Here is a 22082-nt window from a genome sequence, read left to right as displayed (position 1 = left end):
AAAGAGATCCGACGACAACACCGCCAGCCGCGCCTCGGGGAAATGGGCCTGCGCCTCCTCCGCCAGACGCTCGACCCCGGGTCCAACCGGAGCCAGCTTGCCTTCGACTTCGCAGCTTGGGCACACCTCGGGCATGGGTTTGCTTTCCCCACACTGGTGACACAGAAGACGCTTGAGGAACCGATGCTCGACCATGCGCGCATCGCAATGGTCACAGCCAACCTGATGCCCGCAAGCCCGGCAAATCGTCACCGGCGCATAGCCTCTGCGGTTGATGAACAGCAACGACTGCTCACCTTTTTGCAGCCGCGTGCGCACGGCCGCCTGCAAGGTCGGAGAGATCCACTGCGCACTTGGCAAATCCTCGGTGCGCATGTCGATTGCGCGCATGTCGGGCAGAACCGCAGGCCCAAAGCGCGACGTCAGCTCGATGCGTTCGTATTTACCAGCATCCGCATTTGCCCAGCTTTCCAAACTCGGCGTCGCCGAGGCCAAAATAACCCGCGCCCCACAAAGGCTTGCGCGCAGCACCGCCATGTCTCGCGCGTTATAAAGCACGCCGTCATCCTGTTTATATGATGTGTCGTGTTCCTCATCCACGACGATCAAACCAAGGTTCTGAAACGGCAAAAACAATGCAGAGCGCGCGCCGATCACAACCTGCGCACCGCCCTGCCCGACCATGCGCCAGATCCGGCGCCGCTCGGTCATAGTCACGCCGGAATGCCATTCCGCAGGCTTTGCACCAAACCGCGCTTCAAGACGTGTCAGAAATTCTGCAGTCAAAGCAATCTCAGGCAACAACACCAAAGCCTGCCGCCCAGCCGCAATGCAGGCGGCCACAGCCTCTAGATAGACCTCGGTCTTACCCGAGCCTGTCACCCCGCGCAAAAGCGAGGTGCCATAGGCCTCCTCCGCAATCCCCGCCGACACTTTGGCCGCCGCAGCTGCCTGATCCTCGGTCAACTCTTTGGGGCCAAAACCCGCATCCATGCGCCGATACGGCTGATCGCGCGGCGTGTCTTCTTCCAGAACCACGCCCTGTTTCACCAAGCCCTTCACAACAGACGAGGTGACGCCCGCAAGTTCGGAGACCTCTTTCAACGTAAAGCCAAGCCCGCCGTATTCCCGAAGCGCCTCGATCACCCGCGTGCGCGCCTCAGTGACCCGATCCGGCTGCCCCTTGCCCAGACGATAGACTTTGCGCATCGACGGCGGATCACTCAGCCCCGGCGCACGGGTCGCAAGCCGCAGCATCGCGGACATCGGCGTCAAAGTATAGCTCGATGCTTTTTCCAGAAACTGACGCATTTCACTGCGCATGGGGGCCACATCCAGCACACGGTTCACCGCGCGCACCTTGGCAATATCCCAATCGCCACGTCCCTTGCCCCAAACCACGCCCAGCACCTTGCGCGGCCCCAAGGGAACCTCTACAAACGCGCCCAACCAGCACCCTCCTTCAGGAGCCTTGTAATCCAAGGTCCGGTCCAAGGGCTGGGTGGTCAGGACAGCTACCAGATCACCTGCGTCAAAGAAGTCCGGGTCTTTCAAATCCGCCTCGCAAAAAGGGTTTGCGCTAACACCTCGATGAGGTAAACGAAACGCGACCCCAGACCAACTCTAAAGCCAACCCAATCAGGACGCGCGTTATGAAATTCTTTGTAGACACTGCAGAAATAGATGCAATCGCAGAACTCAACGACTTCGGCATGGTCGATGGTGTCACCACCAACCCATCGCTGATCAAAAAATCCGGCCGTGACATTATCGAAGTCACCAAAGAAATCTGCGCGCTGGTCTCTGGCCCGGTGTCCGCAGAAGTCACAGCCACCGACGCAGACACCATGATCGCCGAAGGCCGCAAGCTGGCTGAAATCGCCGACAATATCGCCGTCAAAGTGCCGCTGACATGGGACGGGCTGCAAGCCTGCAAGACGCTCACCGACGAAGGCAAAATGGTCAACGTCACGCTCTGTTTCTCTGTGAACCAGGCGATTCTGGCTGCCAAAGCAGGCGCGACCTTCATCTCGCCGTTCATCGGGCGTCTGGATGACATCAACCTCGATGGCATGGACCTGATCGAAGACATCCGCACGGCCTATGACAACTACGGCTATGAAACCCAGATCCTCGCAGCCTCGATCCGCACAGCCAACCACATCGCGGAGTGCGCACGCATTGGTGCCGACGTGATCACAGCGCCGCCTGCGGTCATCAAAGGCATGGTGAACCACCCGCTGACCGACAAAGGTCTGGCAGCCTTCCTCGCAGACATCGCGGCGGCGGACATCAAGATCCTCTGATCTTTCTCTTGCCGAAAATATCCTGGGGTGAATGAGGGGATCTGCAGCGCAGATCGCCTCAGAGGGGCAACGCCCCTCCCCCTCGCCTCAAAAAACACCCGCAGGTAGAAAAAACACAAGATATTGCGGGTGGCTTCTGCTAAACTACAGCAAAAGAATACAGGCACCACATGAGCAGCACAGCGAAAATCGACGAAACCCTACGGGACAAGATTCTCTCAAAACCTGAGATTATCCTCGAAGATCAAGATGTTATGAAGGCGCTCATCGCCGCGAACGAACGCTCGATGGGCGGCAATATCGTTGATCTTCGCGGCATCGCGATGGAGCGGCTGGAAGCGCGACTGGATCGCCTGGAAGACACCCACCGCAGCGTCATTGCCGCCGCCTATGAAAATCTGGCGGGCACCAACCAGGTGCATCGCGCGATTTTGCGGATGCTGGACCCTCTGGAATTCGAAATGTTCCTTAAGGATCTGGATGGCGAAGTGGCCAATATTCTGCGCGTGGATGCCGTACGTTTGGTTCTGGAAACCGCGCAGGACGAAAAAGACGCCCAGATCAAACGGCTGGGCGCTGTACTTAGCGTGGCCGAGCCCGGTTTTGTTGAACGCTACCTGACCGGAGGGCGCAACGTTCCGGCTCGTCAGGTCACCCTGCGCCAGATGGACAGCGGCGCTAAACATGTCTTTGGCGATCGTGCCGATTTCATTCGCTCTGAGGCCTGCCTGAAACTTGATTTCGGCGAAGGACGTCTGCCCGGCCTACTGGTCATGGGCGCCGAAGACCCGCACCATTTCACGCCGCAGCAGGGCACAGATCTGCTCAGCTTCTTTGCCGGCGTTTTTGAACGCGCCATGCGGCGCTGGTTGTCTTGATTTCGCCCGCAGCCTCGGCTGCACGTGACAGCTGGCTAGAGTCCGAACGGGCTCTGAAGGGCAATGCCGACAATACGCTTAAAGCCTATTTTGCGGACGTCACCGAATTTCTGGCCTTTATGACGGAACACAAAGGGGCCCAGCAGGGCTTGGCGCCTTTGTCGAAGCTAACCGTGTCAGATATGCGCGCGTGGATGGCACAGATGCGTGCAGGCGACGTGGGCGCACGGACCTTGGCGCGCAAACTGTCTGCGGTCAAAGGCTTCTTTCGATGGCTGGCCGAACGCGAAGGGTTCGACCCAACCGCAGTTCTGTCGACCAGAGCTCCCAAGTTTCAGAAAAAACTGCCACGCCCGCTTGCGCCGGATGCGGCAAAGGCGGTGATCGACACGGTCGAGTTGCAGACACGTGAGGGCTGGCAAGGCGCGCGCGATATAGCGGTGGTCACGTTGCTTTACGGCTGCGGCTTGCGGATTTCCGAGGCCTTGGGATTGAACGCCCAAGATCACCCATTACCCGACGTGCTTCGGATCTTTGGCAAAGGCGGCAAAGAGCGGCTGGTCCCCGTAATCCCAGCGGCCCGGGACGCCGTCAGCGACTATGTACGGCAGGCCCCCTTCCCGATGGAGGACGGCCGGCCACTGTTTGTCGGCGCACGTGGCGGGCGGCTGAATGCGCGTCATATTCAAGGTGTGATGCAGAATGTGCGCATGCAACTGGGCCTGCCCGCATCAGCAACGCCACATGCCATGCGCCACAGTTTTGCAACGCACCTTCTAGAGGCTGGCGGTGATTTGCGGGCGATCCAGGAACTTCTTGGACATGCTTCTTTGTCCACGACGCAGGCATATACCGCGGTGGATACAGCGCGTCTGATGGAAGTTTACAACCGGACCCATCCAAAGGCCTAGTGCCGCAAGAGCGGCGCACCAAGGCGTCATGCGCAGTGTAATTTCAAGTCGAAAGTGACTGCAGAAACGGCAGCACGGGCAAAACTGCCTAAAAAATATGCGCGCACGTCATGCAAGCGTCCTTGCTGCACCGCAGCGATACCAAGGCCTCGGCAAACTCCATAGACCTCAGATTAGCCAGTTCAACACGTCCAGCTATCCGAGGTCCTTGTGGCAAAAAACCTGACCATCGTCGTCGTCGAAAAGGACCGAGACCGCGCCTGCGCGATCGTGGACGCTTTGGCAGAGACGGGATCGCATAAGATCCACGTTCTGGCCGAGGTCAGCGGGCTGGCCAGATCGATCACCAAATTCGCGCCTGATGTTGTTCTGGTCGATGTGACCGATCCGTCGCGCGACGCGATTGAACAGCTCGCGATGGCGTCGGCCCCGCTTGAACGTCCCGTGGCATTGTTCGTGGACCGTTCTGATGCACAGCTGACCAAGGCCGCGATCGAGGCTGGCGTTTCGGCCTATGTGGTCGATGGTCTGCAAAATGACCGCATCAAACCCATTCTCGACGCAGCCATCGCGCGGTTTCAGATGTTTCAGCGCATGCGCCTGGAACTCGAAACCACCAAACGCGCCCTTGAAGAGCGCAAAATCGTCGACCGCGCCAAGGGTATTCTGATGAAAGCCCGTGGCTTGGGCGAAGAGGACGCCTATGCGCTGCTGCGCAAAACCGCGATGGATCAGGGCAAGCGGGTCGCAGATGTATCTCAGGCCCTCGTGACAGCATCGGAGCTATTGTCATGAGCCTGATCCCACTCTGCGCTGGTTTTATCCCTCTGGTGGACGCAGCCCCGCTGATCGTCGCCAAAGAACTTGGATTTGCCGAAGAAGAAGGGCTTGCCCTGTCGCTCGTGCAGGCTCCGAGTTGGAGCACCCTGCGGGATCAACTGGCTTTCGGCCACATTCAAACGGCGCATATGCTGTCGCCGGTGCCGGTGGCATCGCACATGGGCTTGATCCACGGCCTGCCGAAACTTCAGGCGCTGTCGGTTCTGAGCATGAATGGCAATGTCATTGGCGTCAGCCCCGACATCGCAACGCGCCTTGCGGACGCGGGGTATGCGTTTGATTTCGCCGATGCTCTTGATGCTGGCAAAGCCGTCGCGACTTTGCCAAAACCGCTGCGGATCGGTGTTCCGTTTCATCTGTCGATGCACGCAGAGTTGGTGTCTATATGGATGGACACAGCAGGGCTGAAGCCCGATCTGGACTATCAGATCCACGCGGTGCCCCCGCCCCTTATTGCCGGCGCGATCAAGAACGGCGATCTGGATATTTTCTGTGTTGGGGAACCCTGGGGGTCATACACGGTTGATACCGCGAACGGCACGCTCATCCTGCCGGGCGCGGCGATCTGGACGGCCGCGCCGGAAAAGGTTTTGGCCAGCCGCGCGGACTGGATTTCCACCAATGAGGACAGCGCCTGCCGCCTGATCCGTGCTTTGTGGCGGGCTGGTCAGTGGCTGGATCATCCCAGCAAACGGCTTGCCCTGGCCGAGATTCTGGCGCGCAAAGACTATGTCGGTGTGCCCTCAGACCTGATTGACCGCGCCCTCACGGGCGAGCTGGTGGTCACAAAAGACGGTGACACACGGCGACATCCCGGATTTTTGCAGTTTCACACCAATGGCGTCACCTTTCCGTGGCAATCACAGGCCGACTGGATTGCAGCGCGTTTGACGCAAAGGTTTGGCGCCGCCGTGCGTGACCCCAAACCGGACGCACAGACCGTTTTCCGAAGTGATTTATATCGCAAATCGTTGAGCAATCTGGGGGCGCCCATGCCCTTAACCAACTCGAAAATCGAAGGTGGCCTTTCGCAAACGACCGAAGTGCGTGCGGTCTCTGGCAGCCTGAGTCTTGCACAAAACAGATTCTTTGACGGGCAAACTTTCGACCCGCATCGCTGATTTTGCCCAAATTTTATGCAATCGCGGCGATTTCACGCTGCGATGCAGAAAAAACATCGGCGATGACTCGCCATGGGGCAGGATCGTTTTCATAAGATAGGCAACATCACGACACCGACGTCGTGTCCATCCCGAAGACAACTGGGATCTCTCTGAGCAAAGTCGCTCGACCTTTGTGCCTCCTTTCCCTGGGGCCAAATGTGTCGGCGGCTTTTTTTATTTTGCCCTCTGGGCTGAAACACAAGGACGGAAGACATGAAGAACATTGCTTCGATCCTAGCAGCGACCACATTACTGGCAGCGCCTGCTTGGGCTGAATTGGACCTTGAGAAAGACGAACTCACCTTTGGCTTTATCAAGCTGACTGACATGGCCCCGCTGGCCGTTGCCTATGAACAGGGCTTCTTTGATGACGAGGGTCTGTTTGTCACTCTGGAAGCGCAGGCGAACTGGAAAGTTCTGCTGGATGGCGTGATCGACGGACAGCTTGATGGCGCGCATATGCTGGCAGGTCAGCCTTTGGCGGCCACAATTGGTTATGGCACGCAGGCGCACATCATCACCCCATTCTCGATGGACCTGAACGGCAACGGCATTACCGTGTCCAACGAAGTCTGGGACATGATGAAGCCAAATATCCCAACCATGGACGATGGCCGCCCGCAGCACCCAATCAGCGCATCCGCGCTGGCCCCTGTGGTCGAGCAGTTCAACAGCGAGGGTAAGCCCTTTAACATGGGCATGGTTTTCCCGGTCTCGACCCACAACTACGAGCTGCGCTATTGGCTGGCCGCAGGTGGGCTTGAGCCAGGCTATTACTCGCCAGAAAATATCTCGGGTCAGATCGGCGCGGATGTGTTTCTGTCTGTGACCCCTCCTCCGCAGATGCCAGCGACGCTCGAAGCGGGCACGATCCACGGCTATTGCGTCGGGGAACCCTGGAACCAGCAGGCTGTGTTCAAAGGCATCGGTGTGCCTGTGATCACCGACTATGAACTCTGGAAAAACAACCCAGAGAAGGTCTTTGGCATCACCAATGAATTCGCCGAGCAATATCCAAACACCACCAAAGCTGTGGTTAAGGCCCTGATCCGCGCGGCAATGTGGCTGGATGAAAACGACAACGCGAACCGTGAAGAAGCCGTGGAAATCCTGTCTCGCCCTGAATATGTGGGCGCGGACTATGAAGTTATCGCGAACTCCATGACTGGTACTTTCGAGTACGAAAAGGGCGACAAGCGCGACGTTCCAGACTTCAACGTGTTCTTCCGCTATAACGCGACATATCCGTTCTATTCCGACGCGATTTGGTATCTGACACAAATGCGTCGCTGGGGTCAGATCGCCGAAACCAAGCCTGACAGCTGGTATGACGAGGTCGCAAAGTCTGTCTACAAGCCAGAGATCTATCTTGAGGCCGCAAAACTGCTGGTCGACGAAGGTCTGGCGGATGCAGCGGACTTCCCTTGGGACAGTGACGGCTACAAAGCGCCGACACCTGCCGCCGACATCATCGACGGTATCCCATACGACGGGCGTACTCCGAATGCGTATCTGGAAAGCCTGCCGATCGGTCTGAAATCCGGCCAGACCGTGGTTGGCGCAGAAGTCCAAGGCTAACCCAAAACCTCTCCCTCTCCGCCACGCGCGGAGGGGGATCCCATCGCGACCAAACCCGCAGCTATTCGAACCCTCAGGACCAGAGCTATGACAGCCATCGACCCACAAACCATAACCGACGCAGATCGCGAGGCACGCCGCGCGCGGCTGTTCACGCGTATCAACAAAGCCGATGCCTGGTTTCAGGTTCTTGGACTGGCCTGGATCACCCCGATCCTGAAGGCCGCCGCAGGCGACAACCCACGCGCACAGATGAAAGAGATCTGGCGTTTGCTTTGTGTTCCTCTGATCGCCATCGTCGCCTTTCTGGTGATGTGGGGCACGTTGGCCCCGACAGTGCAAACCTCGCTTGGCGCGGTGCCCGGCCCGCAACAGGTCTGGACCGAAGCCGTGAACCTGCACCAAGACGCGCAGGCCAAGGCCGAAAAACGCGAAAAGCACGAAGCCCGGGTCGAGGCACGCAACCAGCGCTTTATCGACCGCGGACAGCCTGAGAAGGTCAAAGATATCCCTTTCACCGGCGCGCCGAGCTATTATCAGCAGATCTGGACCTCGATCCAAACCGTCTTCTTCGGCTTTTTGATCGCGACTGTGATTGCCGTGCCTCTGGGCATCATGGCGGGCCTGAGCCCGACCGCAAATTCCGCGATCAACCCGCTTATTCAGATCTTTAAACCCGTCTCTCCGCTGGCGTGGCTGCCGATTGTCACGATGGTCGTTTCCGCCGTCGCAGCCACCGAAGGCGGGCTGTTCCCCAAGTCTTTCCTTGTATCCGCGATCACGGTCACGCTCTGCTCGCTCTGGCCAACACTGATCAATACAGCCCTTGGCGTGGCCTCGATCGACAAAGACCTGGTGGCGGTTTCTAAGGTTCTGAAAATGAACACTTATACCAAGATCACAAAGCTGGTACTGCCATCTGCCCTGCCACTGATCTTTACCGGCCTGCGTCTGTCGCTGGGTGTCGGCTGGATGGTTCTGATCGCCGCGGAAATGCTGGCGCAGAACCCGGGCCTTGGCAAATTCGTCTGGGATGAGTTCCAGAACGGCTCTTCCAGCTCTTTGGCCAAGATCATGGTCGCGGTTCTGACCATCGGCATCATCGGCTTCCTGCTGGATCGGGTCATGTACGCCATCCAATCCCTCTTCACCTTTACATCTAACCGGTGATCGACATGAGCTTTTTCAAATTCGAAAATGTCGACAAGAGTTTCGGCGAAGGCACCGCAAAGACCGAGGTTCTGAAGAACATCAATCTTGAGGTCAAAGAAGGCGAATTCCTTGTCCTGCTCGGGTTTTCGGGCACTGGTAAAACGACGCTCATCAACCTGATGGCGGGTCTGGAGACGCCGACCAAAGGTACGGTGACCTTCAAAGGCCAGCCAGTGAAAGAGCCAAGCCCAGAACGCGGCGTGATCTTTCAAAGCTATTCGCTGATGCCGTGGCTGACGGTGAACGGGAACGTCAAACTGGCGCTGGACTCGGTCTTTCCCAACATGCCCAAGGCCGAAAAAGACGAGAAGGTCGCGCATTATGTGCAGATGGTGGGCCTGTCTCACGCGGCGACCCGCCGCCCTGCGGAACTGTCCGGCGGTATGCGGCAACGGGTGAACGTGGCGCGCGCGCTGGCGATGAACCCGGAAATGCTGCTGCTGGACGAACCGCTCTCGGCGCTTGATGCGCTGACCCGCGCCAATCTGGCAGACGAGATCGAGGCGATCTGGCAGGCGGACAAAAAGACCTGTGTGCTGATCACCAATGACGTGGACGAAGCGATCATTCTGGCGGACCGGATTATTGCGCTAAGGCCCGATGGGACACTGGGGGATGAGTTCAAAGTCAGCATCCCGCGGCCCCGTGACAGAATGGAAATGAACACGCACGAGGGCTTTAAAAAGCTGCGCGCGGATGTGACCAAATATCTGATGGATGTCGGCATCGCAGCCAAAGTCGAAGGCACCAAAACATTGCCTGACGTGACCCCGATCCACGGCGCGCCCAAAGCGGTTGCCGATGCGCAGAAAGGTCTGATCGACAAGAACTTCCTCGACTTCTCGCAGCTACATAAAATCTATCCGACCCCTAAGGGGCCTCTGACTGTGGTCGAGGACTTCAACCTCAAACTGAACCGGGGCGAGTTCATTTCGCTGATCGGTCACTCTGGGTGCGGTAAATCCACGGTTCTGACCATGGCCGCAGGGCTGAACGACATCTCGAAAGGCGCGATCCGTCTGGATGGTCGCCACGTCGAAGGCGCCGACCCCGAGCGCGCGGTGGTCTTTCAATCGCCAAACCTGTTCCCTTGGCTGTCGGCGCGCGAAAACTGCGCGATTGGCGTGGACAAAGTCTATCCCAAAGCCTCGCAGGCCGAGCGTCAGGACGTTGTAGAATACTATCTGGAACGTGTGGGCCTGGCCGACGCCATGGACCGCCCGGCGCATTCCATGTCCAACGGCATGAAGCAACGTGTCGGCATCGCCCGCGCCTTTGCCTTGTCACCCAAGCTGCTGATGCTGGATGAGCCTTTCGGCATGCTCGACAGCCTGACACGGTGGGAGCTGCAAGAGGTTCTGATGGAAGTCTGGGACCGCACCAAAGTCACCGCAATCTGCGTCACTCACGACGTTGACGAGGCCATCCTGCTGGCTGACCGTGTGGTGATGATGACAAACGGTCCGCAGGCGACGGTCGGTAAAATTGTCGACGTTAATCTGCCACGTCCGCGCAGCCGCAAGGCATTGCTTGAGCATCCTGACTATTACACCTTCCGTCAGGAAGTGCTTGATTTTCTTGAAGAGTACGAGCACGGCGCAAAACCCAAGCCGAAGCCAACCGCCAAATCTATTGCGGCAGAGTAATCAGATGACGGCAACAATCTTCAGACTTTCGAAAGCCAGACATCCTATGGTCCCCCCTCTTTATGAGGAGAGTGTCCATGGCGGATCTGACCAAAGACGAAGTGCATCTTATCCAAGCAAGCTATCGCAGTATCAAACTACAGCAGGGCTATCTGGCAGAGGCCTTCTATCGCACCTTGTTTCGCAACACGCCCGAAGCGCGCGGCCTGTTTCCGGACGATATGTCAGAGCAGCTGGAGAATTTCAGCGACATGCTGGATTTCCTTGTGAACAACCTCAGCACGCCGTGGTTGTTCACGGGCAAAATCAAACGGTTGGGCAAGCGGCATGCGACCTACGACGCGTTGCCGGAACACTACGATCTGGTCGGAGCGGCCCTGATCGAAGCCATCGAGGATATGACGCCGCGAACACTGACCGACGCAGAGGTCGCAGCGTGGCAGAAAGCCTATCGCGGCATTGCGGCGATGATGAAAGAGGCGGCCTACACGGACGCCGCATAACACGGGCCCTCCCTGCCCGTCACAAAGGGCAAGGAGAAAATCGTGTCTAAGAAACTTGTTGTCATCGGGGCCGGAATGGCCTCGGGCCGAGTGTTGGAGCATTTGATTGAGGCAGACGCTGACGCCTATGATGTCACGCTGTTCAATGCAGAACCACGCGGCAACTATAACCGCATCATGCTCAGCCCGGTTTTGTCCGGCGAAAAGAGTTTTGACGAGATCGTCACCCATGATGCCGACTGGTACGAAGAAAACGGCGTCGCCTGCCGGTTTGGCGAGCGGGTCGTGCATATTGATCGAGAGCGCAAGGTCGTCGTCGGCGAACAGGGCGAAGTTTCCTATGACAAGCTGCTGTTTGGCACAGGCTCTGCCCCCTTCATTATTCCGGTGCCCGGCAAAGACCTGCCCGGCGTTATCACCTACCGCGATCTTGAAGACACCAATGCAATGATCGAGGCCTCTGGAATGCCCGGTCAAAAAGCGGTTGTCATCGGGGGCGGGCTCTTGGGGCTAGAGGCTGCCGCAGGTATGCGGCTGCGGGGTATGGATGTGACCGTGGTGCACCTGATGGGCCATTTGATGGAGCGTCAGCTGGACGAGGCCGCGGGCTATTTGCTGCGTCGCAGTCTTGAGGACAAGGGCATCACGATCAAATGTCAGGCCTCGACCCAAGAGATTTTTGGTGAAGGCAAAGTCGAAGGCGTACGCCTTGAAACCGGCGAAGTCATTCCTGCCGATCTGGTCTGTATGGCCGTGGGCATCCGCCCCGAAGTGACGCTTGCGCAGGCCTGCGCGCTGGATGTCGAACGCGGCATTGTGGTCAGCGACGCCATGGAAACTTCAGATCCCGATATCGTTGCGGTCGGAGAGTGCGTACAGCACCGCGGCGCGCTGTTTGGCCTTGTAGCTCCGCTTTATGACCAAGCGAAAGTCGTTGCGAAAACCCTTTTGGACGAGGCGGCTGAATTTCAGAACAAGGAAGTCGCCACAAAGCTCAAGGTCACGGGATGTGACTTGTTCAGCGCCGGTGATTTTGCCGAGGGCGACGGGCGCGAAGACATTGTGTTCCGAGATCCCGCGCGGGGCGTCTATAAACGTCTGGTCCTTGAAAACGACCGACTGATTGGCGCTGTGATGTATGGCGACACGGCGGACGGCAACTGGTTCTTTGGCCTGATCAAAGACAAGACTGACATCTCTGAAATGCGCGAAACTTTGATTTTCGGCCCAGCTTATCAGGGGGGAGATAGCCTGGACCCTATGGCGGCCGTTGCAGCCTTACCGCTTGATGCGGAGATCTGCGGGTGTAACGGCGTGAGCAAGGGGCAGATCGTTGAGGCCATCCAAGCAGGGTCCACAGACCTTGCGGCCATCAAAGCAACCACCAAGGCCAGCGCGTCCTGCGGCACCTGTACGGGGCTTGTGGAACAGGTATTGGCCACAACTCTGGGCGATGATTTTGTCATGCCTGCGCCCGCATCCATTTGCGGCTGCACCGACCTCACTCATGAGGACGTGCGTCGCCTGATAAAATCCAAAGAGCTGAAAAGTCAGGAAGCGGTCTGGCAAGAGCTGGGCTGGAAAACCCGCAACGGCTGTCATGTCTGCCGCCCTGCCATCAACTATTACCTTTTGGCAGATTGGCCGGTGGAATATCAAGACGATCCACAAAGCCGTTTTGTCAACGAACGCCGCCACGCCAATATCCAGAAAGACGGCACCTACTCCGTCGTGCCGCGCATGTGGGGTGGGATGACCACGCCGGATGAATTGCGCGCCATCGCGGATGCTGCGGATAAATACAATGTGCCGACTGTGCATGTCACAGGCGGTCAACGGATCGACCTTTTGGGCGTCAAAGGTGAGGATCTGCCTGCGATCTGGGCTGATCTGAACGCGGCGGGCATGGTTTCGGGTCATGCCTATGCCAAGGGGCTGCGCACGGTGAAAACCTGTGTCGGCAAGGATCATTGCCGTTTTGGGACGCAGGATTCCACGGGTCTAGGCATCAAACTGGAAGAGAAGCTCTGGGGCTCCTGGGCACCGCATAAGGTGAAACTGGCCGTGTCAGGCTGTCCGCGCAACTGCGCCGAAGCGACCTGCAAAGACATCGGCGTGGTCTGTGTCGACAGCGGGTTTCAGATCGGTGTCGCGGGTGCGGCAGGGATGGACGTGAAGGAAACCGAGCGCTTGATGGATTGCTCCACCCAGGAGGAAACCATCGAAGTCGTCACCGCCTTTATGCAGCTTTACCGCGAGAACGGGAAATACCTGGACCGCCCCTACAAATGGGTGGCCAAGGTCGGTCTGGATTGGGTCAAAGAACAGGTCGTTGAGGACGTCGAGAACCGCAAAGCCTTGGTTGAGCGGTTCGAGCTGTCGCAATCGATTTACCAAAAAGACCCTTGGGCAGAACTGGCCAAGAAAGACGAGGCGCCCAAATTCGCGCCTTTGGCAAACCTGACACTGGAGGCCGCAGAATGAGCTGGATCGACATCGGAACCCTGGACGACATTCCTTTGCGCGGCGCGCGTATCGTCAAGACCAAGCTGGGCTGCATCGCCGTTTTTCGCACCGCTGAGGACGAGGTCTTTGCGACCTCGGACAAGTGCCCCCATAAGGGCGGCCCCTTGAGCGAAGGCATCGTGCACGGCAAATCCGTCACCTGCCCTTTGCACAACTGGGTGTTTTCCCTGGAAAGCGGCGAGGCACAGGGCGCTGATGTCGGGCAAATCGAAACCTATGCGATCCGGATCGAGGCGGGCCGCCTTCTGCTGGATGCTGCCGTGATGGAGCGCACTGCGGCATGAGCATAAAGACCACCTGCGCCTATTGCGGAGTCGGCTGCGGGGTTCTGGCCGATGTTGGCCCCAAGGGGATCACCGTTTCAGGGGATCCGGATCATCCCGCCAATTTCGGGCGTCTATGCTCGAAAGGCTCAGCGCTTGGCGAAACACTTGGCACCGAGGGGCGTCTGCTTTCGCCTAAGATCGGCACTCAAACTGCGGATTGGGACGAGGCGCTTGATCTGGTTGCCGATCGCTTTTCGCGCACGATCGCGGAACATGGGCCGGACTCGGTGGCCTTCTATGTCTCGGGTCAGCTGTTGACCGAGGATTATTACGTCATCAACAAGCTTGCGAAGGGCTTTGTTGGCACCGCGAATATCGACACGAATTCAAGGCTTTGCATGGCCTCAACCGTGGTCGGCCACAAGCGTGCTTTTGGCACCGACACCGTACCCGGCCTTTATGAGGATCTAGAAGAGGCAGATACCGTCGTTCTGGTGGGATCGAACCTGGCATGGTGCCATCCCGTTCTGTACCAGCGGCTGGCTGCGGCAAAAGCGGCGCGGCCTGAGATGCGGGTCATCAACGTCGACCCCCGCCGCACCGCCACCTGTGATTTGGCAGACCTGCATCTGCAAATTTCTCCGGGCGGCGATGTTGCCTTGTTCAACCATCTTTTACAGCAGATTTCACAGCGCAGCGCGTTGGACCAAGCGTTTTTGGCCGCATCCGTCACAGGGCTTGAAGCCGCTTTAGCGAGCGCCGCTGACAACGATGCCACGGCCACCGGACTGACCGACGCCGAGCTTGCGGAATTTGTCGATCTGTGGCTGGCGCAGGACAAAACCGTCACCGTGTTTTCGCAAGGGGTGAACCAATCCACATCTGGCGTCGACAAGGTGAACGCGATCATCAACTGTCATCTGGCGACCGGGCGTATCGGCAAGCCAGGCATGGGCCCCTTGTCGGTAACAGGGCAGCCCAACGCTATGGGCGGGCGCGAGGTTGGCGGGCTGGCCAACACCCTTGCCTGTCATCTGGACATTGAAAATCCGGATCATTCCAGTGCAGTACAAAGCTTTTGGAACGCGCCGGTTATGCCCGCTGCCCAAGGGCTGAAAGCGGTTGATATGTTTGACGCCATTGCGCAGGGCCAGATCAAGGCGCTGTGGGTGATCTGTACCAATCCGGCGCAGTCTCTGCCGCAGGCTGACGCGGTGCGCGACGCGATCAAGGGCTGTGATTTTGTCGTGGTCAGCGACATGTATGACACGACCGACACGGCGCGACTTGCCGACGTGGTATTGCCCACCAGCGGATGGGGCGAAAAATTCGGAACCGTCACGAACTCTGATCGCATGATCAGCCGGCAACGGGCCTTGCGCGCGGCACCCGGAGAGGCACGGCACGATTGGGAAATCATTTGCGGCGTCGCGCGGCGTATGGGGTTTGGTGAGGTCTTCGCCTATCACGGCCCCGCCGACATCTTTCGCGAACATGCGGCGCTGTCAGAGGTCGCCGCTCAGTTTGGCAAAGACTTCGACATCTCAGGGCTCGCCACGATCAGCGACGACGCCTATCAGGATTTCACACCACGCCATTGGCCGGTGTCAGCTGGCAAAACCGGAGGGCGGTTCTTTGGCGACGGGACATTTTTTACCGAAGATGGTCGCGCGCGCATGGTGCCTGTGGCCTATTCACCGCCTGCGCAGGGAACTGACGCGTCCTTCCCCTATCGGCTGAACACAGGCCGGATCCGCGATCAGTGGCACACGATGACACGCACAGGCCTCAGCGGGCGGCTTACGCAACATATGGCCGAGCCGTATCTCGAGGTTCACCCCGAAGACGCGCTGAAACTGGGGCTGGCGGCGGCGACATTGGCCCAGCTTGAAACACCGCATGGCAAAGCCATACTGCGGGTGATGATCAGTGACAAGGTCAAGCCCGGATCGGTTTTTGCCCCGCTGCATTGGACCGAAGATACCTGCCCTTCTGGCCGCATTAACGCTTTGGTCGCACCGAAAGTTGACCGCCTGTCAGGGCAGCCTGAAAGCAAAGCAACGCCCGTTGCCATCACCCCTTTTAAGGCAGCGTGGTACGGTTTTGCGACCTCGATCGAGAAACCCGAAGCCTCATGCGATTATTGGGCCCGCGCGCGCACGCGAAACGGCTGGCAGCTGGAACTGGCGCACACAGAGCTGCCCGAAGACTGGCAGGCGTTTGCAGAAGACGTGTTTGGGATTTCCGACGCCGAGGTCATGACGGTTCAGGGGGCCAAGCCCGGCTCGGCCCGCATTGCGTTTGTGAAAGACGGTCATGTTCTGGCGGCCCTGCTTGCTGCACCCTCGCCTGTCGAAGTGTCGCGTCAGTTCGCCAATGACGCCGTGGGCACCGACGCGCCGATCCTTGCCGGGCGTCCCGGCACCGACCAGCCCGACCCTGGTCCGGTGATCTGTGCCTGCTTTAATGTCGGGGCCAATACGATTTTGCGTGCAATTGAAACCCAGAGCCTTGCAAGCGTTGACGCCATCGGCGCAGCGCTTCAGGCGGGGACCAACTGCGGTTCTTGCCGACCTGAAATCTCTGCTATATTGACTGGAGCTCAACTGAAAACCGCGGCGGAATAAACCATGCAAAGCTTTCCGATGTTCATCAAAACGACGGGCCGTACAGTGGTCGTTCTCGGCGACGGAGAGCAAGCGGCGCAGAAATGCCGGCTGTTGTTGAAATCTGACGCAGATATTCTGTTGCTGGGGGATCATCCGGACGACGAACTCCTGTCTATGATCAAGCAAGGCCGGATACGTCAACAGGCCGGCCAGATCAGCCGGGCCTCTTTTGAAACGGCGACCATTGGATTTATTGCAACCGGGTCTCCGGCGGCGGATGTGTGCATTCATGCGATTGCAAAAGACGCAGGCCTTCTGGTGAATGTTGTGGACCGCCCCGAACTTTGCGATTTGACGACGCCATCGATTGTGGATCGCGACCCTGTCGTTGTGGCCATCGGAACCGAAGGCAACGCGCCGGTGCTGGGCCGCCGTATCAAAACACAGATTGAACAGATGCTTGATCCCAGTGTCGGACGGTTCGCCGAGGCGGTCGGGCGTCTGAGAGGCATGGTCGCTCGCTATGTGCCGCAATCCCAGCGGCGTGCCTTTTGGCGCGAGGTGTTTGTCGGACAGATCTGGCAGACCTTCAAACGCGGCTCGGAACGCGACGCGATCCAACGTCTGAAGGCACAGATAATGGGCGAGCACCCTGCAAGCCAGGTGGCGCAAGTCACCTTGATTGACTCGATGTCAGGCCAGGCCGACATGATTTCGCTGCGCGGTGTCGAGCGGCTGCAAGAAGCCGATGAGATCTTTTATGAACAAGAGTCAGATCAGGCCATTCTGGAACTGGCGCGGCGCGATGCGGAGCGTAATCTGCTGGGCAGCGTAACGTCCGATCACACCTGGCCCATTCGCAGCCGCATTTCGTTTATTCGACAAGCCGCAAAACCCGGACGGAACATCGTGTGGATCTCAAACTGCGACAACTCTGAAACCACCAGCAATTTGGGCGCGTTTACGACGGACCCCGCGATCAACTTCGAAGTGATCTCCACCGTTCCCCGCGTTTTCGCAACAAAGGCCGCAATCCGCGATCCCTCGGTTGTTGGATAACGACTAGAACGGCACGTCGGTCGCGGCGGTTACGAATTTTGCGACCAGCTTTTTCTCGCCAGCTTTGTCAAATTCAATCACCAGCTTGTCGCCTTCGATCTGCATGATTTCGCCATAGCCAAATTTCTGGTGGAACACGCGATCACCGACAGAGTGACTGGACACGGCCTCCAGATCGATCACCGAGCTGCGGCTTTCTTTGGGTTGCGAAAGCCCCCGTTCGCCTGCGCGACTTTGCATGCGCTGCCAGCCCGGAGAATTATACGTATTGGCGCTTTGCATCCGCGATTGCATACCGCCGCCGAAATCTCCGGCTGCGGCGCCATAGCCGCCCCCATAAATCCCCGGCGCAGTCAGAACCTCGACATGCGCTTCGGGAAGCTCGTCGATAAAGCGGCTGGGCAACTGGCTTTGCCATTGCCCGAACACACGCCGGTTGCCAGCAAATGAAATCGTGCAAACCTCTTCGGCCCGCGTGATGCCCACATAAGCCAGACGTCGCTCTTCCTCGAGCCCTTTGAGGCCACTTTCATCCATCGAGCGTTGGCTTGGGAACAATCCGTCCTCCCAGCCTGGCAGGAACACCACCGGAAATTCCAGACCCTTGGCTGCGTGCAGCGTCATGATCGAGATCTTTTCTTCGGTGTCTTCGCTTTCATTGTCCATGATCAGGCTGACGTGCTCAAGAAAACCTTGCAGATTTTCAAAAGATTCCAGCGCCTTGACCAGTTCCTTGAGGTTCTCCAAACGTCCAGGAGCCTCTGGAGTTTTGTCGTTCTGCCACATGGCCGTGTAGCCGGATTCATCCAAAATGACTTCGACCAGTTCGATGTGGGTCAGCGCCTCTTGTGCGGAAATGAACGTCGTTGTCGTGCGCGTCAGCCCATCGTCAATGACATCGTCTTCGTTCAAGGGCACCTCAACTTCGCGCTGCACGCCCAGCGCCCGCCACCGGTCGATGCCGTCAATCAACAGCTGCAGCTCTTTGCCGCCCTTGCCGCCGATGCCCTTCAGCTCCAAAAGCTTGCGCGCACCTTCGACCAACGATAGCCCGTGATCGCGCGCGCAGGCCTGAATTTTTTGCTGGGCCACGTTGCCCAAACCACGTTTTGGCGTGTTTACAATACGCTCAAAGGCCAGATCGTCGTCGGGGCTGGTAACCACGCGGAAATAGGCCATCGCGTCGCGGATCTCCATCCGCTCATAGAACCGAGGCCCGCCGATCACGCGATAAGGCAACCCGATCGTGAGAAAGCGATCCTCAAAAGCGCGCATCTGATGCGAGGCGCGCACGAGGATGGCCATATCCTCTAGGCTTTTTCGGTCTTTGCCTCGGGTGCCAGATTGCAGGGCCTCGACGTCCTCGCCAATCCAGCGCGCTTCCTCTTCGCCGTCCCAGTGGCCGATCAGTCGAACCTTGTCGCCCTCCTCGGCCTCGGTCCAAAGGGTTTTGCCCAGCCGGTTTTCGTTGCCCGCAATTACGGCCGAGGCCGCCGCCAGAATATGTGGGGTCGAGCGATAGTTCTGCTCTAGCCGCACCACATGCGCGCCGGGAAAGTCCTTTTCGAACTTCAGAATATTGCCCACCTCGGCCCCACGCCAGCCATAGATCGACTGATCATCATCGCCAACGCAGCAGATGTTTTTATGCTCGGCCGCAATCAGCCGCAGCCAGAGGTATTGGGCAACGTTGGTATCCTGATACTCGTCCACCAACACATATCGGAACCAGCGCTGATATTGCGCAAGAATGTCACCGTGGGTCTGGAAGATCGTGACCATGTGCAAAAGCAGGTCGCCGAAATCGACGGCATTCAGCTCGCGCAGGCGTGTCTGGTATTGCGCGTAAAGCTCCGGGCCGCGGTCATTATAAGCCTGCCCTTCCGAGGCCGGCAGGTTCTCGGGCGTCCAGGCTTTGTTTTTCCACCCGTCGATGATCGAGGCCAGCATCCGCGCTGGCCAGCGTTTGTCGTCAATGTTGGCGGCCTGAATCAGCTGCTTCAACAGGCGGATCTGATCGTCCGTGTCCAAGATCGTGAAGTTTGATTTTAGCCCCACCAGCTCGGCATGACGGCGCAGTAGTTTCACGCAGATGGCATGAAAGGTTCCCAGCCACGGCATGCCTTCGACGGTTTGCCCCAACATCCGCCCGACACGGTTTTTCATCTCGCGCGCGGCTTTGTTGGTGAATGTCACCGCTAGGATTTCGTTGGGTTGCGCGCGCCCTGTGTTCAGCAAATGCACAATGCGCGCGGTCAGGGCCTTGGTTTTGCCCGTCCCCGCGCCCGCCAGCATCAGCACTGGACCATCCAGGGTTTCGACCGCCTCGCGCTGCGCGGGGTTCAATTCATCCAAATACGGCATAGGCCGCGCGGCCATCGCGCGGGCCGACAGCGAAGCGCCTTCAAAGGCATCAAATTCGTCGAAACTGCTCATGCGCAGACCCTAGCGTTTTCAAGCGACCTTGAAAAGACACGTTCGCTTAATGTTCACACCGCAATGCCGCCAAATGTCATCCGATTTAACTAAATTGAACACAACATCTGAGGCGGCGTTAACGGTTTGGCGGGATGCACTGTGCGACACAGAGGGGGGTAATCTTGGAGGTTGCGGATGACTGTCCTGCAAAAACTAAAAGGCTATTTGCGCGCGGCACCGATCCTCGCTTTGTTTTCGGTGTCGTCGGGACTGTCCTATTGGGGGTCGCTGACAATTCCGGAACCGACCGTGAATTACCTTTTGACACAGGATTATGTCACGCAGGCAGAACTGTGGAAACGTCGGGTTCTGGCGCATTTGAAGGATGGCGTCACACCGTTTCAATCTGCCGAACTCAGTCAAAGCGAACAGGACTATCTAGAACAGGTTCCAGAGGCGTCGGATGTCTATCGGCTGAAGTTGTTTGACGCCAAAGGGCGCGTTTTTTGGTCGTCTCGTCCCGAAGATATCGGCAAAACGAATTCGGAACCGTATTTCACGAACGTCATCGCAGCGGGCGGCATTTATACGAAACGCACCGAAAAAGACCCTGGCGAAATCGACGACTTGGCCATTCACGCGCTGAATACAAGCATTCAGGAAAAACACATCGTCTATGAGGTCTATGTTCCGATCTCAAACAACGGGCTGTTTGTGGGCGCGCTGGAATTTTATACGGATGCAACCACCCTGCACCATTTGACGATGCGGCGTATCGAGATCGACTTTGTTGCAGTGGCCGCCTTGCTGACACTGATGCTGACCGGCACCGCCTGGGTGTTTCTGAGCGCGTCGCGCCACCAAGTCCGCGTTGCGAACCGACAAACCGCCGAAGAACGTGAGTTTGTCGAAAAACAAATGCAGCTTGCCAGAGAAGTGCAGCTGCTTGGCGATCTGAATGAATGGCTGCAATCCAGTCAGTCGCTGCAGGAATTGTTTGATATGGTCGCACGTTTCATGGGGCACCTTCTGCCCGACGCAGAAGGCTCGCTCTATGTCTATTCCAATTCACGCGATGTCCTGGATGGCTGTACGGCTTGGAATGGCGGCGACTATAAACCTCATATCCACCCCGAGGATTGCTGGGGATTGCGGCGCGGGCGAACCTATGAATACGGGCGCAACGAGGTTAATTTTTGCTGCTCGCACGCCGAGCCGCACGACGAACGCCCCTACTACTGTTTTCCGATCCTTGCGCATGGCGAAACGGTTGGTCTGATGCACCTGCGCCGCCGCGAGGGCTCGAGCAACGCGAACTTCTATCAGTGCAAGAAACTGGCGCAGATGTGTGCCGAGCAGGTTTCCATGGCGATAGCGAATGTGCGCATGCGTGACCAGCTGCAAGAGCAGTCCACGCGCGATCCTCTCACCGGGCTGTTTAACCGCCGCTACATGCTGGATCGCCTGCGCAGACTGCTAAATGCTGCAAGTGCGAAGGGCGAAAAGGTGCATTTGATCTATCTGGACGTCGACCACTTCAAAAAGTTCAACGACGACCATGGCCATGACGCAGGAGATGTTGTGCTGGGCCAAGTGGCCACGTGCCTACAAGAGGCCTGTGACGGTGATGACGTTGCTTGCCGAATGGGCGGTGAAGAATTCATGCTGATCTGGCCTGCAAGCGATCAGGCATCTGTGACCGCACGCGCCGATGTGCTGCGCAAAAAGATCGAGGCCCTGCGCGTGCCATATCAAGAGAAACACCTGCCGACGGTCACCATATCGGCAGGTATCGCCTGTTTCCCAGATCACGAGCGCGACATTCAAACTTTGCTGCGTCTGGCGGACGAGGCGCTGTATGCCGCCAAGGATGGGGGGCGTAATCAGGTGCATGTGTACGGCGCGCATGACCGGAAAACGGTTGCGGTGAAATCGAAACCTCTGCCCCCGTCTTCGCTTGCGGCCGAGTAAAGCTGCCGTGCTTTGGTTGCTTACCATCGCCGCTGCGCTGCAAAAATCGTTGCGCGCGCAATGGTTTCAGTCAATTTTTTCCTTGCGAAAGCAACAACCTAACAAGATGTTGAACTTTTTTCTTGGATCGCGGAAAAACGGGCGAAATATCCGGCGATATCGTCATATTTCCGTCGTATTGGGTATTGCTTCGATG

The 22082-nt window shown here is 57.9% G+C and carries 16 protein-coding genes; 14 read left to right on the top strand and 2 right to left on the bottom strand.

All coding sequences use genetic code 11. From position 1 onward, the window contains the following. Positions 1-1554: primosomal protein N' (gene priA, locus ACEQWH_RS12320; protein WP_370231309.1), on the bottom strand; the 1554-nt coding region annotated here is incomplete at its 3' end. 98 nt (positions 1555-1652) lie between these two features. Here priA and fsa point away from each other — a divergent pair. From fsa to ACEQWH_RS12255, 13 genes are all read left to right on the top strand, one after another. Next, entirely contained in the window at positions 1653-2306 is a 654-nt protein-coding gene (fsa, locus tag ACEQWH_RS12315) for a fructose-6-phosphate aldolase (protein WP_370231307.1), read from the top strand. A 170-nt stretch (positions 2307-2476) separates the two neighbouring features. Beyond that, positions 2477-3184: a DUF484 family protein gene (locus tag ACEQWH_RS12310; RefSeq protein ID WP_370231305.1), complete on the top strand. Its 708-nt coding sequence runs from the start codon at positions 2477-2479 to the stop codon at positions 3182-3184. After that, the gene (locus tag ACEQWH_RS12305; RefSeq protein ID WP_370231304.1) at positions 3181-4095 is read left to right on the top strand and encodes a tyrosine recombinase XerC; all 915 of its coding nucleotides are present in this window, start codon (positions 3181-3183) and stop codon (positions 4093-4095) included. The genes ACEQWH_RS12310 and ACEQWH_RS12305 overlap by 4 nt, the downstream gene beginning before the upstream one ends. Before the next feature lie 210 nt (positions 4096-4305). Next, positions 4306-4890 carry an ANTAR domain-containing response regulator gene (locus ACEQWH_RS12300; RefSeq protein ID WP_370231303.1) on the top strand — a complete coding sequence of 195 codons (585 nt, stop codon included), beginning with the start codon at positions 4306-4308 and terminating at the stop codon, positions 4888-4890. Continuing rightward, positions 4887-6056 carry a CmpA/NrtA family ABC transporter substrate-binding protein gene (locus ACEQWH_RS12295; protein WP_370231301.1) on the top strand — a complete coding sequence of 390 codons (1170 nt, stop codon included), beginning with the start codon at positions 4887-4889 and terminating at the stop codon, positions 6054-6056. Before ACEQWH_RS12300 ends, ACEQWH_RS12295 begins: the two co-directional genes overlap by 4 nt. A 255-nt stretch (positions 6057-6311) precedes the next feature. Beyond that, complete coding sequence (locus ACEQWH_RS12290) at positions 6312-7676, top strand: CmpA/NrtA family ABC transporter substrate-binding protein (protein ID WP_370231299.1); 1365 nt, start codon at positions 6312-6314, stop codon at positions 7674-7676. An 87-nt stretch (positions 7677-7763) separates the two neighbouring features. Then, on the top strand, positions 7764-8846 hold the full coding sequence (locus ACEQWH_RS12285; protein ID WP_370231297.1) for an ABC transporter permease: 1083 nt from the start codon (positions 7764-7766) through the stop codon (positions 8844-8846). A 5-nt stretch (positions 8847-8851) separates the two neighbouring features. Further along, entirely contained in the window at positions 8852-10534 is a 1683-nt protein-coding gene (locus ACEQWH_RS12280; RefSeq protein WP_370231295.1) for an ABC transporter ATP-binding protein, read from the top strand. Positions 10535-10611: 77 nt separating this feature from the next. Next, positions 10612-11037 (top strand): globin domain-containing protein, encoded by a 426-nt coding sequence (locus ACEQWH_RS12275; RefSeq protein ID WP_370231294.1) that lies wholly within the window; start codon positions 10612-10614, stop codon positions 11035-11037. Positions 11038-11079: 42 nt separating this feature from the next. Then, complete coding sequence (gene nirB / locus ACEQWH_RS12270) at positions 11080-13521, top strand: nitrite reductase large subunit NirB (protein ID WP_370231292.1); 2442 nt, start codon at positions 11080-11082, stop codon at positions 13519-13521. Next, complete coding sequence (gene nirD, locus ACEQWH_RS12265) at positions 13518-13847, top strand: nitrite reductase small subunit NirD (protein WP_370231290.1); 330 nt, start codon at positions 13518-13520, stop codon at positions 13845-13847. The genes nirB and nirD overlap by 4 nt, the downstream gene beginning before the upstream one ends. Beyond that, complete coding sequence (locus ACEQWH_RS12260) at positions 13844-16456, top strand: molybdopterin-dependent oxidoreductase (RefSeq protein WP_370231288.1); 2613 nt, start codon at positions 13844-13846, stop codon at positions 16454-16456. Before nirD ends, ACEQWH_RS12260 begins: the two co-directional genes overlap by 4 nt. 3 nt (positions 16457-16459) lie before the next feature. Then, positions 16460-17497, top strand: a complete 1038-nt coding sequence (locus tag ACEQWH_RS12255) for an NAD(P)-dependent oxidoreductase (protein ID WP_370231286.1) — start codon at positions 16460-16462, stop codon at positions 17495-17497. A 3-nt stretch (positions 17498-17500) separates the two neighbouring features. On the opposite strand, the gene ACEQWH_RS12250 is transcribed toward ACEQWH_RS12255, so the two are convergent. After that, positions 17501-19933, bottom strand: coding sequence for an ATP-dependent helicase (locus ACEQWH_RS12250; RefSeq protein ID WP_370231284.1), 2433 nt, complete (start codon positions 19931-19933; stop codon positions 17501-17503). Positions 19934-20110: 177 nt separating this feature from the next. On the opposite strand from ACEQWH_RS12250, the gene ACEQWH_RS12245 reads away from it, so the two are divergent. Next, the gene (locus tag ACEQWH_RS12245; RefSeq protein WP_370231282.1) at positions 20111-21886 is read left to right on the top strand and encodes a diguanylate cyclase; all 1776 of its coding nucleotides are present in this window, start codon (positions 20111-20113) and stop codon (positions 21884-21886) included. The last annotated feature ends 196 nt before the right edge of the window (positions 21887-22082 follow it).

The organism is Cognatishimia sp. (genome assembly GCF_964229375.1).
In the GTDB taxonomy this organism is placed as follows: Bacteria; Pseudomonadota; Alphaproteobacteria; order Rhodobacterales; family Rhodobacteraceae; genus Cognatishimia.
The sequence above is the reverse complement of the archived record's forward strand: the minus strand, read 5'-3'. Positions and strand labels throughout refer to the sequence as shown.